At 52.8% G+C, this 15,474-nt stretch carries 15 protein-coding genes; 5 read left to right on the forward strand and 10 right to left on the reverse strand.

All coding sequences use genetic code 11. The features are described 5' to 3' along the window. The 5 genes from QNK41_RS21475 to QNK41_RS21495 form a co-directional block, all read left to right on the forward strand. On the forward strand, positions 1-1,047 hold a 1,047-nt coding region (locus QNK41_RS21475; protein ID WP_319261436.1), incomplete at its 5' end, for an ABC transporter ATP-binding protein. A gap of 83 nt (positions 1,048-1,130) precedes the next feature. Beyond that, complete coding sequence (locus QNK41_RS21480) at positions 1,131-2,408, forward strand: ABC transporter substrate-binding protein (protein ID WP_319261439.1); 1,278 nt, start codon at positions 1,131-1,133, stop codon at positions 2,406-2,408. 323 nt (positions 2,409-2,731) lie between these two features. Continuing rightward, positions 2,732-3,565: a sugar ABC transporter permease gene (locus tag QNK41_RS21485; protein WP_319261442.1), complete on the forward strand. Its 834-nt coding sequence runs from the start codon at positions 2,732-2,734 to the stop codon at positions 3,563-3,565. Beyond that, positions 3,562-4,392: a carbohydrate ABC transporter permease gene (locus QNK41_RS21490; RefSeq protein ID WP_319261445.1), complete on the forward strand. Its 831-nt coding sequence runs from the start codon at positions 3,562-3,564 to the stop codon at positions 4,390-4,392. The genes QNK41_RS21485 and QNK41_RS21490 overlap by 4 nt, the downstream gene beginning before the upstream one ends. Before the next feature lie 130 nt (positions 4,393-4,522). Continuing rightward, positions 4,523-4,852 (forward strand): PilZ domain-containing protein, encoded by a 330-nt coding sequence (locus QNK41_RS21495; protein ID WP_319261448.1) that lies wholly within the window; start codon positions 4,523-4,525, stop codon positions 4,850-4,852. A gap of 264 nt (positions 4,853-5,116) precedes the next feature. Here the strand turns inward: QNK41_RS21495 and QNK41_RS21500 are convergent, their stop codons facing one another. The 10 genes from QNK41_RS21500 to QNK41_RS21545 form a co-directional block, all read right to left on the reverse strand. Then, positions 5,117-7,198 (reverse strand): ASKHA domain-containing protein, encoded by a 2,082-nt coding sequence (locus tag QNK41_RS21500; protein WP_319261450.1) that lies wholly within the window; start codon positions 7,196-7,198, stop codon positions 5,117-5,119. Between the two features lie 46 nt (positions 7,199-7,244). Beyond that, the gene (locus QNK41_RS21505; RefSeq protein ID WP_319261452.1) at positions 7,245-7,562 is read right to left on the reverse strand and encodes a thioredoxin family protein; all 318 of its coding nucleotides are present in this window, start codon (positions 7,560-7,562) and stop codon (positions 7,245-7,247) included. A gap of 79 nt (positions 7,563-7,641) precedes the next feature. Then, entirely contained in the window at positions 7,642-7,959 is a 318-nt protein-coding gene (locus tag QNK41_RS21510) for a hypothetical protein (RefSeq protein WP_319261455.1), read from the reverse strand. 65 nt (positions 7,960-8,024) lie between these two features. Further along, on the reverse strand, positions 8,025-8,474 hold the full coding sequence (locus QNK41_RS21515; protein WP_319261457.1) for a universal stress protein: 450 nt from the start codon (positions 8,472-8,474) through the stop codon (positions 8,025-8,027). Positions 8,475-8,888: 414 nt separating this feature from the next. Then, positions 8,889-10,187, reverse strand: coding sequence for an MFS transporter (locus tag QNK41_RS21520; RefSeq protein ID WP_319261460.1), 1,299 nt, complete (start codon positions 10,185-10,187; stop codon positions 8,889-8,891). 124 nt (positions 10,188-10,311) lie between these two features. Continuing rightward, entirely contained in the window at positions 10,312-11,640 is a 1,329-nt protein-coding gene (locus QNK41_RS21525; RefSeq protein ID WP_319261463.1) for an NAD(P)/FAD-dependent oxidoreductase, read from the reverse strand. A gap of 708 nt (positions 11,641-12,348) precedes the next feature. After that, entirely contained in the window at positions 12,349-13,692 is a 1,344-nt protein-coding gene (locus QNK41_RS21530) for an FAD-dependent oxidoreductase (protein WP_319261466.1), read from the reverse strand. Continuing rightward, on the reverse strand, positions 13,689-14,087 hold the full coding sequence (locus QNK41_RS21535) for an OsmC family protein (RefSeq protein ID WP_319261469.1): 399 nt from the start codon (positions 14,085-14,087) through the stop codon (positions 13,689-13,691). The genes QNK41_RS21530 and QNK41_RS21535 overlap by 4 nt, the downstream gene beginning before the upstream one ends. A 68-nt stretch (positions 14,088-14,155) precedes the next feature. Further along, positions 14,156-15,025, reverse strand: a complete 870-nt coding sequence (locus QNK41_RS21540; RefSeq protein WP_319261472.1) for a CBS domain-containing protein — start codon at positions 15,023-15,025, stop codon at positions 14,156-14,158. Positions 15,026-15,159: 134 nt separating this feature from the next. Further along, positions 15,160-15,423, reverse strand: a complete 264-nt coding sequence (locus QNK41_RS21545; protein WP_319261475.1) for a hypothetical protein — start codon at positions 15,421-15,423, stop codon at positions 15,160-15,162. Positions 15,424-15,474 lie beyond the last annotated feature (51 nt).

A 15,474-nucleotide genomic window follows, 5' to 3' on the forward strand; every position in this document is an offset into this window, starting at 1 on the left:
ATCCGTGAACTGGCCAAGCAATGGGGTCTGGTCGTTGCCGTTGAACAGGTTTCCTTTACGGTTGCCAAAGGCAGCCTGACGGTGCTGCTGGGTCCGTCCGGCTGTGGGAAGTCCACTATCCTGCGCCTGATTGCCGGCCTGGAAAATGTTTCCTCAGGATCCATCGCCATCGGTGGAAACGAAGTGACCCACATGGACCCGGCCAAGCGCGGGGTCTCGATGGTTTTTCAGTCCTATGCGCTGTTCCCCCATCTCAATGTCCAGGAAAATATCCTTTTCGGACTGAAAGTGCGGGGAATTTCTCAGTCTGAGCGGCGTTCCCGTCTCGATGAATCCGCACGGATGGTCGGCCTCGAAGAGCTGTTGAACCGAAAGCCTGCCCAGCTTTCCGGCGGACAGCGGCAGCGGGTGGCGCTGGCACGCTCCATTGTGTCGCGGCGGCGGGTGTGTCTCATGGATGAACCGCTGTCCAACCTGGATGCCAAACTCCGGGCGGAAATGCGTGACGAGATCCGCTCCCTGCAGCAAAAGCTGGGCCTGACCATGGTATATGTCACCCACGATCAGGTGGAGGCCATGACCATGGCCGACCAGGTGGTTCTGCTTAAACAAGGACGGGTTGAACAGATAGGACGCCCCCACGAACTATACGAGTGTCCCCGGACGACCTTTGCCGCCCAGTTCATGGGGTCGCCTCCCATGAACCTGTTGAAACTCGATCTGATTGAAGAGCGATCCGCATTGGCCGTTGCCTGCGGCGGCAACCTTCCGGCAGAGTGGCTCATTGACGGGTATATCGGGGTGCGGCCCGAGCATGTCCAGGTGAGGCCAAGCGGCCTGCCGGTGCGCGTTTCTGCGACCGATTATCTGGGTGCCGAAACCATCCTGCGATTGGCCCATGGCAGGCAAACCCTGTTTGGCAAGGTCGATGGCCACCGCCGTTATAACCCCGGCGAACAGCTGCATGTCAGTTGGTCTGAAGAGGCGGTTCACCGATTTGGGGCCGATGGCATCCGAATCGAAGACCCACAACGGGTGTCATCTTGATTGCGTGGGCCTGAAAAATGGCAACCCGGTCCGCTTTCCGGCGGACAACCAATCGAACCCGATCGAAAAAGAGGAGGAGCATTATGTCCAAAGGAATCAAATGGCTTTGCATTGGGGTGATGACGACGGCGTTGTTGATTGCGGCCGTTACGGCTGGTTCGGCCACGGAATTGACCATGTATTATCCAGTGGCCGTTGGCGGTCCGCTGACCACGGTCGTTGACGGCATCGTGGACGATTTCATGAAGGAAAACCCGGATATCACGGTTAAGGCCATCTATGCGGGCAATTACAATGATGCGCGTATCAAAGCATTGGCCGCATTAAAGAGCGGTCAGCCGGCCCAACTGTCGGTGATGTTCTCCATCGACATCTACGAAATGATCGAACAGGACGCCATTGTTGCCTTCGACGACGTGGTGGAGACACCCGAAGAAAAGGCCTGGCTGGACTCGTTCTATCCGGCACTAATGGAAAACGGGCGTACCGCCGGAAAAACCTGGGGCATTCCTTTTCAGCGCAGCACCATCGTCATGTACTATAACAAAGACGCTTTCCGCGCCGCGGGGCTGGATCCGGACAAGCCGCCTGCAACCTGGGATGAACTGGTAGCCATGGGTAAAAAACTGACCAAACCCGACGGTTCCCAGTGGGGCGCCATGATTCCATCCACGGGATATCCGTACTGGATGTTCGGCGCCCTGACCATGCAGAACGGTCAGGTGCTGATGAATCAAAACGGAGACACCACCTATTTTGATCATCCGGCCGTGGTCGGGGCACTGCAGTTCTGGAAGGATATGGGAGAGAAGCATCAGATTATGCCCAAGGGAACCATTGAGTGGGGAACCCTGCGACAGAATTTCCTCGAAGGTAAAACCGCCATCATGTGGCACTCCACCGGCAACCTGACGGCAGTTAAAGACAACGCCAAGTTCGACTTCGGCGTGGCCATGCTGCCGGCCAGCAAGCGCCGGGGCACCCCCACCGGCGGCGGTAATTTCTACATTTTCAAAAAGACCACCCCGGCGGAACGCAAGGCGGCCATGCGGCTGGTCAAATTTATGACCAATCCGGAAAGCTCTGCTGAATGGTCCATGAAAACGGGATACATGGGTGTCAGCCCCGCGGCCTATGAGACCCAGAAACTCAAAGACTATGTGAAGATTTTTCCCTATGCGGCTGTGGCGAGGGATCAGCTCCAGTACGCTACCGCCGAACTGTCCACTTACCAGACCGGCCGTGTGCGAAAGGGGCTGGATGATGCCATCCAGGCAGCACTGACCGGGTCAAAGACGCCCGAGGCGGCACTGAAGGAAGCGCAGTCTCAGGCAGACCGGCTATTAAAGCAGTACCGCTAACTCATCTCCACCCAGAAACGGCATCTACCAGCCCAGGCCTGCGTTCTCCCGCTTTTGAACCGCGATAGCGAGCGCATTCCCCGCGGCTTGCCGCGGGGAGGGTTCAAATCCTCGACGTAGCGCTGCTACACCTGTGGGTTCAAAATCGTTAGGGCCTTGGCCTGAACTGGAACCTACCCTTTCTGAAGAGAGATCGGAAAAGAAAAATAGACGACAATGAGCGGACGGGCTGTGCGGTTGCCCGCCGCTCGTTAGCGCTATTAACCGACCGTAACCATATGCGAACAACCGCTTCAAGAAATGTCCATGGCTGGCTCCTGCTGATGCCTGCCGCGATTCTGCTGATCGCCTTCACCCACTATCCGACGGTGGCGACGGTGATCGACAGCCTTTTTTCCAAGGCGACGGCAATCCGGCCCTCCCGCTTTGTGGGTATGCTGAACTATCAGCGCATGCTGGACGACCCCATTTTCTGGAAAGTGTTGATCAACAACGCCTGGTTTGCCCTGGGAACCATTCCCACCTCCATCGCCTTGGCCATCCTCATGGCGCTTTTTGTAAACCGCTCCATTCCGGGTCGATCGCTGGTGCGAATGGCCTACTTCACACCTACCATTTTACCGATGATCGCCGTGGCCAATATCTGGTTGTTCTTTTATACGCCGGATATCGGGCTGATCGATCAGATTGCATCATGGTTCGGCTTTTCCGGGCACAACTGGCTGGGGGATCCGGGCACGGTGCTGCCGGCCATCATGGTGATGACAGTCTGGAAAGAGGCCGGCTTTTTCATGATCTTTTATCTAGCGGCCATGCAGAACATCCCGCCGGAACTCGAAGAGGCGTCCCAGCTGGAAGGGGCCACGCGATGGTATTACTTCCGCCGGGTGATGTTCCCGCTGCTCATGCCCACCACCTTGTTCGTGTTGATCAATGCGGTGCTCAACTCGTTCAAACTGGTGGATCATTTGTTCGTGCTCACCAAAGGCGGGCCGAACAATGCCAGCAATCTGTTGCTATATTATATCTTTGAAACCGCCTTTTCATTTTTTGAAACACATTTTGCCGCCGCGCTGACGATGGTGCTGTTGATTCTTTTAGGGGTTATGGCACTGCTGCAGTTTTTCATTCTGGACAAACGGGTGCACTACCGATGAACCCTTCGCGATCATTTTCTCAGGTGTTTCACGCGTCTTTGGAGACCGGCGCCGCATGGCTGCTGGCGGTGCTGTGGATTTCACCCCTGGCATACGCCTTCTGGGCAGCCTTTCATCCCGGTGAATATGCAGTCAATTTTAATTTGCTGGCGCCATTGACGCTGGACAATTTCCGTGAAGCGCTTTCCCAGGCGCCGTTTCCGCGCTACGCCCTGAACACATTCATTCTGGTCAGCACGATTCTGGTTGCCCAACTGGTGCTTTGCACCCTGGCCGCCTATGCCTTTGCACGGTATCAGTTCCGCGGCCATAAAATTGCCTTTGCCCTGGTGCTGGTTCAGCTGATGATCACCCCGGAAATTCTCATCGTCGAAAACTACAGCACCCTGGCACGGTTCAGCCTGGTGGACACGATTCTTGGCATCGGCCTGCCATACATGGCCAGTGCCTTCGGGATATTTCTTCTGCGACAGGCCTTCAAATCAACCCCCAAGGAACTGGAAGAGGCCGCCCGCCTTGAAGGGTGCGGGAGCATGGGTGTCCTGTGGCGGGTATATGTGCCCCTGGCCCGCCCCACCTATTTGGCTTATGCGCTGGTCTCCATCAGCCACCACTGGAACAATTTTCTCTGGCCCCTGATCGTGACCAATTCGGTTGAAACCCGTCCGCTGACGGTTGGCCTGGGCATCTTTGGCGCACCCGAATCCGGGGTGAATTGGTCCGTCATATCCGCAGCCACCCTGCTCTCGGTGGCTCCACTGCTCATCGCTTTTCTCCTTTTTCAGCGGCAGTTTGTACAGTCGTTCATGTATGCGGGTATCAAATAGCACCTACAGCCGAACGAAGATTGTATTATGCCGGCACGGTTTTTGAGTAAATTCTTAGATGACAGTTTTACCAAATTGTTTCTATCGGGAACGGCTAAAGATACGGACAACGTCTGAAAAGGAGGCATCAATGGCGGTAATCCGGGAAAGGCGTCAAACCGCTCGTTTTCATTATGACGGGGAAATCACCATCGAGCGTCCTTTTACCAGAAGCAGAAAAACGAACGCACGGCTGGTTGATTTCAGTATACAAGGCTTATGCATTCTCAGCCAAAAGGCGTTTACACCGGGAACCGATTTAATGGTGCGGATATCGATGGAGAACTACCGACACATATCTTCCGACGCAGATTGTCAGCCACCGACGATGGGGCTGGTGACGGTCAAATGGTGTGAGGATGGTACGTGGCAGGGACGTCCCTGCCATAAAATAGGAGCGATGAATCTGGTGCCCTATTAGGCGATGTTGTGGCCATTATATTCTTGTAAGCGTTCACAGGTTCAGAGTTCACCGTCCTGGGTTTAAGTTCATTCGTTGACCCTGTTCATCGGCTACCAAGTTCCTAATGAAACCGCCAATCGCAACACGAGTAACTCCGCCATGTAACTATCCACCAGATCAGCGTTTACCGTTAAATGATACTTTGGGTGAGGCGATAGTACACCCTCAAGCGCTGAATCCTAAACCGTTGAACCTGTGAACGGCTTCCATTGATTGAATATCCTAAGATACCCCTGCCACTGCACTGGGAAAAGCATTCAGATCCGTGTGGGGCAGGAACAGGGCCGAGGTGAATTCGTCCATGTAGCTGGGGTTGCTGGAAAAATCGACGTAGGTCATGCTGTTGCAGATCGTCCGGGCCTCCTGGCGATACGTGGTGGACAAAAGGGCCATGTAGGCGCCCACGATGGAGCTGTTGCCCATGTAAGCGAATCTGCTGCGGTCGATGTCGGGCAGCAGGCCGATGGTCACGGCCTTTTCGATGTTCAGATACTGGCCGAACCCGCCGGTGATAATCATGCGGTCGACCATTGAAAAATCCATGCCGGCCTCTCCCAGCAGGGTGGTAAAGCCGGCATAGACAGCGCCTTTGCTGTAAATCAGGTTTTTCAGGTCCGATGCGGTGAAGACGATATCTTCGTTCACGGGTGTTTCATCGGCAACGGTCAGCACGTAAACCCATTCATCGCCCTGTTTGCGGACCCGGTCATTGCCCAGTTCCGTGGCAAACTGGCCGCTGCGGTCAACGATGCCGGTTTTCAGCAACTCCGCAATCAGATCGATCATTCCCGACCCACAGATCCCACGGGGAGGGGCATCGCCAACCGTTGACAGGGTCGGCACCAGCGTCTGCGGGTCGATGGTCACCTTTTCGATGGCCCCTTCCTCGGCCCGCATGCCCCAGCGAATACCCCCGCCTTCGAAAGCCGGCCCGGCGCTGCAGGCAGCAGTCATCAGCCACTCCTTGTTGCCCAGGACAATCTCGCCGTTGGTGCCGATATCGATGAACAAGGTCACGGGATCCTCCCGGTGAAACCCGGTGTACAGGATCCCGGAGACGATATCGCCGCCCACATAACTGGCCGGTCCGGGCATGATGAACACGGCCGCCATGGGATTGGCTTTCAGGCCGATCTCACCAGCTTTGAGGATGGGGAAATCCGACACCGTGGGAATGTAAGGGTCCCTGCGGAGGTAGCGGGGCTCGATCTGCAACAGCAGGTGAGCCATGGTGGTGTTGCCGGAGACGACCACGTTGCGGACAGCTTCCCTCTTGGCGTCGACGCTGTCCAGGGCTTCCCCGATGAGATCGTTGATGGTGGCCAGTGCCATGCGACTGAGTTTCTTGACGCCGTCTTTTTCCGCACAGACGATGCGGTTGATGACATCGTCTCCGCAATCCGCCTGGCGGTTGTGGCCGGCAGTGGCTGCCAGCACCGAGCCATCGGACATGTCTATCAGATAGACCACGATGGTGGTCGTGCCCACGTCGATGGCCAGGCCCAGTGATTGATGCTGCCCGTTGCCGGGGCGCACCTCTAATATTTCATTGGCGCATTTGCGGCGGACCACCGACACGGTGATGTTCCAGTTGTCCCGGCGCACCACCTCGGTCAATTGGCGCATGACCTTGATGCCCACGTTGAGCCGGTCCACATCACAGCCCTGCTTTTTCAATCCTCGGTTGAGCCGGTCCAGGTCGCTGACCGAATCGTCAAGCGAGGGGTGCTCCAGAGTCAATGGGATCTCTTGGAGCATGGGATCGATGTCCGTGACCAGTCTGTTAAGCCGGTCGGTGACCGCCTGACCCATGCCCGCGATCTTGAGTTTGCGCGCCAGGGTTTCCTCGGGAATCTGCACCGAAACATCGCCGGTAATCTGGCTCTGGCAGGCAAGCACATAGCCCTTCTCTTTTTCTAAGTCTGTCAACAAAGGCGTGGATTGGGTGCTAACCTCACCGGAGGTCACGACGAGTTTGCACTTGCCGCAGGAGCCTTTGCCGCTGCATGAGGCGTTGACATGGATCTCCGCGGCCTGGGCCGCCTCCAGCAGGGTGCTGTCGGCGGGTACGGAAACCGTCCGACCGTCGGGCAGAAACGTGACCGTATGGGTTGCCGCGGCCTGCTTGTCTTCGGCCTCCCAACCCGCCTTGCGTTTGCTCATGAACCAGATGGGGCAGGCGGATCGGTGTTTACAATAGATCTTTGGGTCTCTGCATTCCAGGCACTCCTCACATAAGTAGATTTGATGCTTCATGCAGATGTAGGGGGTCTCACGATCCGGATGATTGATACACGTTCCCATGCAGATGATCTCCTTAATAGCGCGAAAATGAATTGCCGATATCAGGTTAGCCGACCAATCGTTGCAGGGCCTTGGCGAGGGTCTCGTTATTTTGGAGCCCGATAAAGCGGTTCATCTCCATGCCGTCCTTGTAAATGATGATCGTGGGGATGCTCTGAATGCCCAACTTAAAGGCGATCTCCCGGTTTTCATCAATGTTCAACATGGCCACTTTGGCTGCTCCGCGATAGATTTTTTTGAGCGCACTAATGATGGGTTCCTGGGCACGGCAAGGCTTGCACCAAGGCGCATTGAAATCGACTAATGTTACGCCTTTAGAAATGGAAAGGTCAAAATTTTTTCCAAATGACCGATTTGTGGCCATTGCCTTTCTCCTGGGAACGTCAATTGATGATGGGCGGCAGCCATGGTGGCCGCCGCCCTGTTTTGACTACATTACGAGATCAACCACCGAAGTCGCCGCCTCCCAGTCCCCGCATGGCTTCTTCAGTTGTTACGCGAAGCGTAGAGATTGACTTGTTAAACGCTGCCCGCTCAGACTGAATGTCGTCCATGCCCGTTTCCGGCGTGCAGTTTTCCCGGATCTGATCGATCCGGTCGTCCATTTCCGTGATGAGGATGTGCAGGTCTTCGATGTTGGGCAGAATTTTTTCTTTTTCGCCACCAGGCAGCGAGTCCATTTTACGAGCGATATCGTAAACGATGGCTTTCCAGCCGGTGAGTTCCATTTCCATGGTTTTGCAGCAGTTTTTTGCCTTCATAACGCGGTCCTCCTTTTTTATGGTTTGCGTTCTTGTTCAAGTGATAATCGAAGCCGATTTTCGTTTCATGCCGGCCCAGGCACAAGTGACGGCGGTATGACAAGCACGGGACACGGAGCCCATAAAATAATTTCCTTTGCCGTCTCACCGAAGGTCCCGACATTGGTGCTGTCCCCTATCCCAATAGGGGCGTCTGTGGACGTTCCCATCACGATGAGATCCGCTGCTGCATTCCGGGCCAGTTTGGTAATCTCGCTGATCGCATCTCCATCTGACACGTTGATCATGTAATTATTGAAGTTTCGCTCTTTCATCATACCCACATAAGCGGTATGTACCTTGGCTTCGGCATCCTTTATGGCCTCCTCCACCTGGTGCTGGTTCATCTTCATGCGGCCAAGCCCATGATAGATCCACAGTTTGGCATCATTTTCGATCGCCATTTGGAGTGCATAGCTAAAGATTTGGTCACAGTAGGGTTTCAAGCATGTGGGGAACAGGATTTTTTTATACATTTTCATTTGCTCCTTCCGTTTTTGTCCGGGAAGGTTCGGAATAAACTCGTTTAAACCAACAATCGGTTTTTCTCCGAATTCGGTTATGAAGAAACGAGACGTTTTTGAGGCCTCAATTCAACAACTACTATTAGCTATACTCAACTTTTGTGCCACAATGGCGAAGCGATAACAAAAATAGAGAAGAACAATAAAACACTTTAAAGACTAATGGTTATCGAGTTTATTACTGAATGATCAAGTTCTTTGAGAGTCCCACATAGGTAGTTAAAGTAAATTGGCACCGTTACTTTCAGGCTGATGTGCTTAGGGTTAACGTTAGGTAACGTTTGTTGGGTGATGATTGTGCCGGGATGCATTTTCTCAACCATGTGCGTGAACGCCCGTGGCAGGCTTTGTGGAAAGCAGGCAGCGTCACGGTTCAACATCGTCCGGAGTGGGGCACTTCAAACGCATGAAGAAAAACAAAGAGGACACAACAAGAAGGGATGTGAAACTAAAAATGGCTTCGAATGTGGAGACGTTGATCAATACACCGGCAAGTATCGGAAACACAGCGGTTGTCAGGCTGAGGGCGCCACTGATTCCGGCATAGACGGCCCGGTTGTCGTTGGTGGTGATTTCAAGTAATATGCCTTCATAGGCGATTCTGACGCCAGCTATCAAGGTACCCGCCAAAAAAAAAGACCATTGAAAGAAGGCGGGCCCGAAACCGGACAACCCCAAGACCACAAAGGGAAGCAAACCACCCAATAGCGAACCACTTATCGCAACCCCTTTAAACCGGAACTTCCTGACAACCGCGTTCCAGAGAAACGTCGAAAGAATCATACCTAAAAATTGCATGAGCAGAAAATTGCCGATCATCGTAGGCGTCAACACGAACAGGGTTTTTGAGAGGACGACATAAAAAGGAATGATGGTTAAAGAAAGGCCCATCAAATTAATGGCGAGGATATAGTTCCTCAGGTTCGGATCGGCTTTCAGTATTCGCGGGATCGCCTTGAGGGTTCGAATGGTTCCGGAAATATGGCTGGCTTTTCCAGGATCTTCTTTGATGGCCAAAAAACCAAAGCCGGCGACAAACAACAGTCCTGCCGCAACGAAAAAGAGAATCGTATAGTTATGGGGGTAGGGAAAGGCAATGACAATGCGACGGACAATCAAGGCGGAAATCAGCATACCTGAAGAAGCGATCAGCTGCTTGACAATCAAGAATCGTCCCCTTTTACTTCTTGGAAGGGTTTTTCCCAAAATATCCGTATAGGAAATCCCCGCAAAAGCACCACTAATAGAAAAAACACCCAGCCAAAAAAATACCAACAGCATTAACCACGCGGGACCGACTGTATCAGAAACCGATAGCGTAAAACCCATACCCGCCAGCGTGATCACCCGTAGGTAAAGTCCTAAAATTAAAAATGGCTTTTTTCGAGGGCGGCCTGCCAAGAATCCGGCAAACAAGAGTTGGGTGATCAATGGCAAGCCGATGGAGATTCCCGAGAGGATGCCCACGTGGGTACTGGAGCCGCCAATTTTCAAGATAAATGAAGAAAGAATGGTATTGACGTCGATAAACGTGGAGACAAAGGCCAGAAAAAGTGCATGCCAAAGAAAGGCGAAAAAGTTTTGTTTTGTGATGCGATCGTGAGCGAATTCTCGGTTCTGCGAGGAAGGGCTGTCTGGTAAATTGGAAGTAGGCACATTGCTCACGCTAAAGCCTTCACGGGGGAGGCCATACAGGCAGATGAATCAAAAACCGCAATAAATTTCATGGGATCCTTCGATGTGACCGACCACCGGCGGCAACTCGGTTTGGCTGGTTTTCTTAAACGGCTCATTTGGTCAGAGCGTTTTTTGTTGCAAAAACATAAATATTATCAGATGGTTTTGCCGCCAGTTCGGGATGGGTCGCATATTGGTAATCCATGAGATCGTCCATGGTCGCACCCATTTGAATTGCAAAAGAGATAAAATCCACATTGTGGGCCGAGCAGTTTCCTTTCCGCAACACACTGCCGCCGACTATCTTTCGATTATCCCGGTTAAAAACCAGTTTGGTTCGAATGGTGTCCACCTGGTTCATCATTGGATATTTGCTCAAGACTTCGGAATACCCGGTTACGACATCAATGCCGGCATCCCTTGCCATTTGTTCGGTCAGTCCGGCGGATCCCAGACTCCACTCATATACCGCCGTGACATTGGCGTTGATGACGCCGGGGAATGTTTTCTTTTTTCCAAGAATGTTGTGGGCAACCGTTTTAGCCATGAAGACCGCGTTGGTGCCGAACTCGCCGCGGGTGGGTTGACCGGTGACAAATGATGTTTTTTCCGCGCAGTCCCCGCAGGCATATACATCCTTTGCATCGGTACGCATGTGTTTATCCACGCCGATCCCCAATCGGCTGGTTTTTATTCCTGCCTGGGCTGCCAGTTCGGTGTTGGGTGCAACACCCACCGAGAGTACCACAAAATCCGCATCCAACGACGCCCCGGAACCAAGCCTTACGACCACCTGGTCGTCCGATGGGTGGACGAATTCAACCACTTTTTCATTGGTCAAGAGGTGGACGCCCTTTTCCATCAGCTCGTTGGCTACCCGTCCGACAAATTCCGGCTCAGTCGTGGCCATAAGAATGGTCGGCAGCATTTCTACGACGGTGACATTGAGCCCCATTTGCTTGAGAACAACAGCGACTTCAATGCCGATATATCCCCCACCGACGATGACGGCGCGTTTGCCGGTTGAGGCCAGTTGCCGAAGAAAGGACAGGTCGGTAATGGATCGTACGGCGGATATGTTTTGCCCCTCTACACCGGGAATCGGCGGTATGACCGGACGGGATCCGGTGGACAGAACCAGATCATCATACGGGTATCGATCACCTGCTGTCGTAGAAACCGCTTTGTTGATGGTATCGATCCCTGCGACGCGGTCGATCACCAGTTCTGCACCATAATCCGTTACCAGTGCATTGGGTATCTGGAACTTTTCCAACGGTTTCTCATCCGGGATGCCATAAGGCACCGCACAGCGGTTTGCATTGATTCTTTCATCCTTGATCAAGGTAGCGGACACGTTTTGATCGGAGGTATGGAACATATGAACGATGGTGCGCCCAGCCGGGCCACCGCCAATGATAACGACCTGCCGTTTTTTCACTTTGCATCTCCCTGTGATGGATTTTCATCTGAAACCGTAAGCCATGGACGGATCGGCTATTCTTGGAAATTTCCTGGTCTTTTGACTCACGGACCGTTGACTCGGCTTGTCGCCGTGAAACAATTCATCCTCTTATCCACAAGTTGCGCAACCGCCGGCGCTTTCCGTGGTATTCAAATTTCCTGTGACATGAAACCCCATGGGGGTGAAATCGATATTAATCGGTTGGGCCATAGCAAGCAGATCCTTGTCGACGATGTATTGAAAGCCATCGACGACTAAGCGTTCATCCGTATCTTTTGGCTCATCCAGAGCCAAAGCCAGCGATGGCGGTCCTCAACCGCCGGCATTATAAAAAATACGCAGGGGGGTGATTGCATTGTCCTGAAAATATTCTGTGAGTTTAGCCCTCGCTGATTCTGTTACACTAAGCATAGGGGAGTTCTCCTTTAATTGAGTCTTTCCTTTGATAACCCGTCCAACCAAATATGGTTATGGGTAACTGCCGAACTAAAAGAGGGCTAAATCAACTTTCGTGCCATGCTGAAGATCCAGCCTGTGATTTTTAAAACTTATTGTTAAATCAAACGGTTTAGAATCTATTGGGTAGATGGAAAATAATGGCGAGGGATAAAAACGAGGAAAAAGCGTTACCAAGGTTTCGGATATATCAAAAAGGTAACGCAAGGGTAACGAACGGAAGCTATTTCAAGTCATTTTTTTCAACAATTGATTGGCGGCGGTGAGCAGTGGATCCCAGACCGGTCCAAAGGGCGGTGCATAGGCAAGATCGGTTTCAGAAAAGGCCTTTACCGACATCTGGGCCTGCAAAGCGACCGCGGCGGCATTGATACGATGGGCGACCCCTTCGCGCCCCACCATCTGGGTGCCGAGAAGCCTTCCCGTCCGGCGGTCTCCAATCAGGTTGACCCAGATTGGTTGTGCCCCGGGGTGGGCGTGGGCACGGGATCGGCTGTTGATGGTTACGTCAACCGGCTCGAACCCGCAGCGACGTGATTCTTCAAGTGACAGTCCGGTGCGGGCCACTTCCAGGTTGAATACCTTGAATACGGCCGTGCCGGCAACGCCCTCGAGCGATGTCTCTTTGCCGCAGACATTGTCCGCCACGGCCCACCCGGCCCGGTTGGCCCGAAGCGCCAGCGGAATCCAGGTCTTCTGGCCGGTGACCACGTGATAAGCGTCCGCACAATCACCCGCCGCATATACCGCCTCGTTCGAGGTCTGCAATTTATGGTTTACAGCGATCGCGCTGCCGACACCCGTTTCGATTCCGGCATCGGCGGCCAGCTGGCTGTTCGGTTCGATGCCGATGGCGACCAAAACCATATCTGCTGCCAGGATTCGGTCATTGCAGACGATGTGAAGATGGTCGGCGGTTTTGTCGATCCCCTTTATTTCACAGCCGAGGTGCAACCGGGCCTGGTTGGCGTCCAGCTCCCGCCTGACTTCCGCGGCCAGTTCACGCGGCATCCAGGGCAAAAGATCAGGGCCGGGTTTTACCATTTCGACCTCGATGCTTCTGGCTCGAAGCGCTTCAGCCATTTCCAACCCGACATATCCCATGCCGATGATTACTGCTTTTTTGACGTCGTTGTCTTTGATATAGTTTTTGATGCGTCTGCCATCGGCAAGGCTTTTCAAGGCCACCACACCGGGATGATCGAATCCGGGTAAATCCGGAATGATCGGCCGCCCGCCCGTGGCGATTAGCAAGCGGTCATAAAAAAATCGAAACGATTCCCTATTATCTATTGTACCGGTGACAGCGCCATTTTTTACGTCGATGGCTTCAGCACAACAGCCGGTAAACAGATCGATCCCCTGCTTGTTGCGAAACACACCGGCAGTCCTGACCACGAGATCGTCGATATCACGGTCCGCATCCGCAATGTTGTAGGGCATGCCGCAGGCGCTGTAAGAGACATCTTCGCTTTTTTCCAAAACGATGACCTCCATCTCCGGCACACTTCTTTTGGCCCGGCTGGCGGCACTCATACCGGCGGCATCTCCTCCGATTATCACGAATTTCATAATTCACCATTTGTTGTCACCAGAATTTCCGGTGGATGGACCAGGTTGCGTTTGACGGTGCACATCTGGGCCGCACGGATCACGGCCTTCTTATACTTTTGCGGAAAAGCGGGCGGCAATTTGACATCGATGGTTATTTTTTCCATCAAATGGGAGGATTCGTTTCTTTCAAAACAAAGGGTCATGGTTATATCCTCGGTGGGAATGTCGCGGCTTTCACAGAAATAAACGATATAAACCCCGGCACACGTGCCGATGGATGAAAGAAACAGGTCATAGGGTTCGGGTGCGGAGTCATTGCCGCCTTCGCTTTTCGGTTGATCCGTTTTTACGGTGAATCCTTTGTAGGTGGCGTTCACCCGTTTGCCGCCTGGAAAATTGATCAGCATCTCCATTTACGTATCTCCATTTTATTGTCGCTTTTAACTTGAATCGCAGGCTCAGCCCATTCGCAGCTCAAGTATTAATTCCTAATGCCGGCCGGGTCAAGATGGCCATTAAGGGGACAAAGGCCGTAAAAGTGGCCCATTGCATCGGATCGTGTTATGATACCGACCAGTTGCCCGTCTTCCACCACCGGCAATCGCCCGATGTCGTGTTTTACCATCAGTTGGGCCGCTTCCACATTCCATACCTGTCGGGCCATTTGAACAACAAGCGCCAGATTTTCTACATGCCCATCGACCTGCAATTGAATGATACTGACTAACCGGCCGTTCAACTTCGTCCGTTGCGCTGTTTGAAGCATTCTAAACAGCAACTTTTTTTGTTTCTGGCTATACGCAGGGCTGATAAATGCAGTCAGGATTTTTAGATCCGCTCCCCTTTCAAGAAAAAACGCAGCGGCATGGGCATCTTCAGCCGTTGTCGAGGGAAACGTCAGATTGCCGGTATCTTCATAAAGCCCGGCAAGAAAAAGGCTTGCATGAATCGGGGTTATCTCATTCTGTCGTTTTCGCAGGTGCCGAAGCATCAAGGTAATGTTGGCCCCTACGGTATCCTGACATTGCCATATTGGATCAAGGTCGCCTTCATTGCCATGGTGATCAAACAAATGTATTTCCAGATCTTTTTTATTTTCAAGTTGATTCAATCCACCCAAGCGGGACCAGCTGCAGGTATCCACAACGATCAGGCGCGTAACGCGATTGACATCGAGGTCTTTGGGTCGGGATACGTTAAACAGATTTTTGTGCAGCGAGATGAATGACCTGACGTTCGGGTTTTGGGGTTCAGGAAGAACACAAATCGATCCAGGATAGAGTAGATGGGCCGCCACGACTGATGCCAGGGCATCAAAATCGGTTCCCTTGTGTGTGGCTACGATTTCCATGGACTGATCCTTGCGAACGACCAGCCTGTGTGTGACATTCAGCTGGTGATAACCAAAGGCATGGTGTAAGCGTCGTGGAACGGCGACCGGCCGGGCACGCCGCTACACCAATCTTCCTTGCCTGGTAAGCGATGTCAATCCGTGTCTGAATGCGTCTCTCCATAGGGAACCTTTTCGCCCGGTTTCCAGGTTGAAAAGTCTCTATCGATCACCACATCTTCACGCTTTACCGTTCGTTTAACCCAGACAATGCGGGTGTCACATTCCTCCACTTTTTTGCCTAACCGGGCCATTCGTATTTCCAAAACACGTTCAGCTGTTTGCCGGGTTTTGTGCACGGAAAGCACTCTTTTTTGAGGTTTGTCCAATTCGCGGGTGTCATAGATCAATGCAAACATGCGGCACCTCCTCTGTTTTGGGTTCGGTTAGTTATTTCGTCTGCATTAATA

The organism is Desulfosarcina sp. (assembly GCF_033791525.1).
In the GTDB taxonomy this organism is placed as follows: Bacteria; Desulfobacterota; Desulfobacteria; order Desulfobacterales; family Desulfosarcinaceae; genus Desulfosarcina.

Excerpts from the sequence above, each read along its gene's own strand:
- QNK41_RS21495 (WP_319261448.1), top strand. The coding sequence starts at position 4,523 with ATGGCGGTAATCCGGGAAAGGCGTCAAACCGCTCGTTTTCATTATGAC.
- QNK41_RS21545 (WP_319261475.1), bottom strand. The coding sequence starts at position 15,423 with ATGTTTGCATTGATCTATGACACCCGCGAATTGGACAAACCTCAAAAA.
- QNK41_RS21510 (WP_319261455.1), bottom strand. The coding sequence starts at position 7,959 with ATGAAGGCAAAAAACTGCTGCAAAACCATGGAAATGGAACTCACCGGC.
- QNK41_RS21505 (WP_319261452.1), bottom strand. The coding sequence starts at position 7,562 with ATGGCCACAAATCGGTCATTTGGAAAAAATTTTGACCTTTCCATTTCT.
- QNK41_RS21535 (WP_319261469.1), bottom strand. The coding sequence starts at position 14,087 with ATGGAGATGCTGATCAATTTTCCAGGCGGCAAACGGGTGAACGCCACC.
- QNK41_RS21515 (WP_319261457.1), bottom strand. The coding sequence starts at position 8,474 with ATGTATAAAAAAATCCTGTTCCCCACATGCTTGAAACCCTACTGTGAC.
- QNK41_RS21540 (WP_319261472.1), bottom strand. The coding sequence starts at position 15,025 with ATGGAAATCGTAGCCACACACAAGGGAACCGATTTTGATGCCCTGGCA.
- QNK41_RS21490 (WP_319261445.1), top strand. The coding sequence starts at position 3,562 with ATGAACCCTTCGCGATCATTTTCTCAGGTGTTTCACGCGTCTTTGGAG.
- QNK41_RS21530 (WP_319261466.1), bottom strand. The coding sequence starts at position 13,692 with ATGAAATTCGTGATAATCGGAGGAGATGCCGCCGGTATGAGTGCCGCC.
- QNK41_RS21500 (WP_319261450.1), bottom strand. The coding sequence starts at position 7,198 with ATGGGAACGTGTATCAATCATCCGGATCGTGAGACCCCCTACATCTGC.
- QNK41_RS21485 (WP_319261442.1), top strand. The coding sequence starts at position 2,732 with ATGCCTGCCGCGATTCTGCTGATCGCCTTCACCCACTATCCGACGGTG.
- QNK41_RS21480 (WP_319261439.1), top strand. The coding sequence starts at position 1,131 with ATGTCCAAAGGAATCAAATGGCTTTGCATTGGGGTGATGACGACGGCG.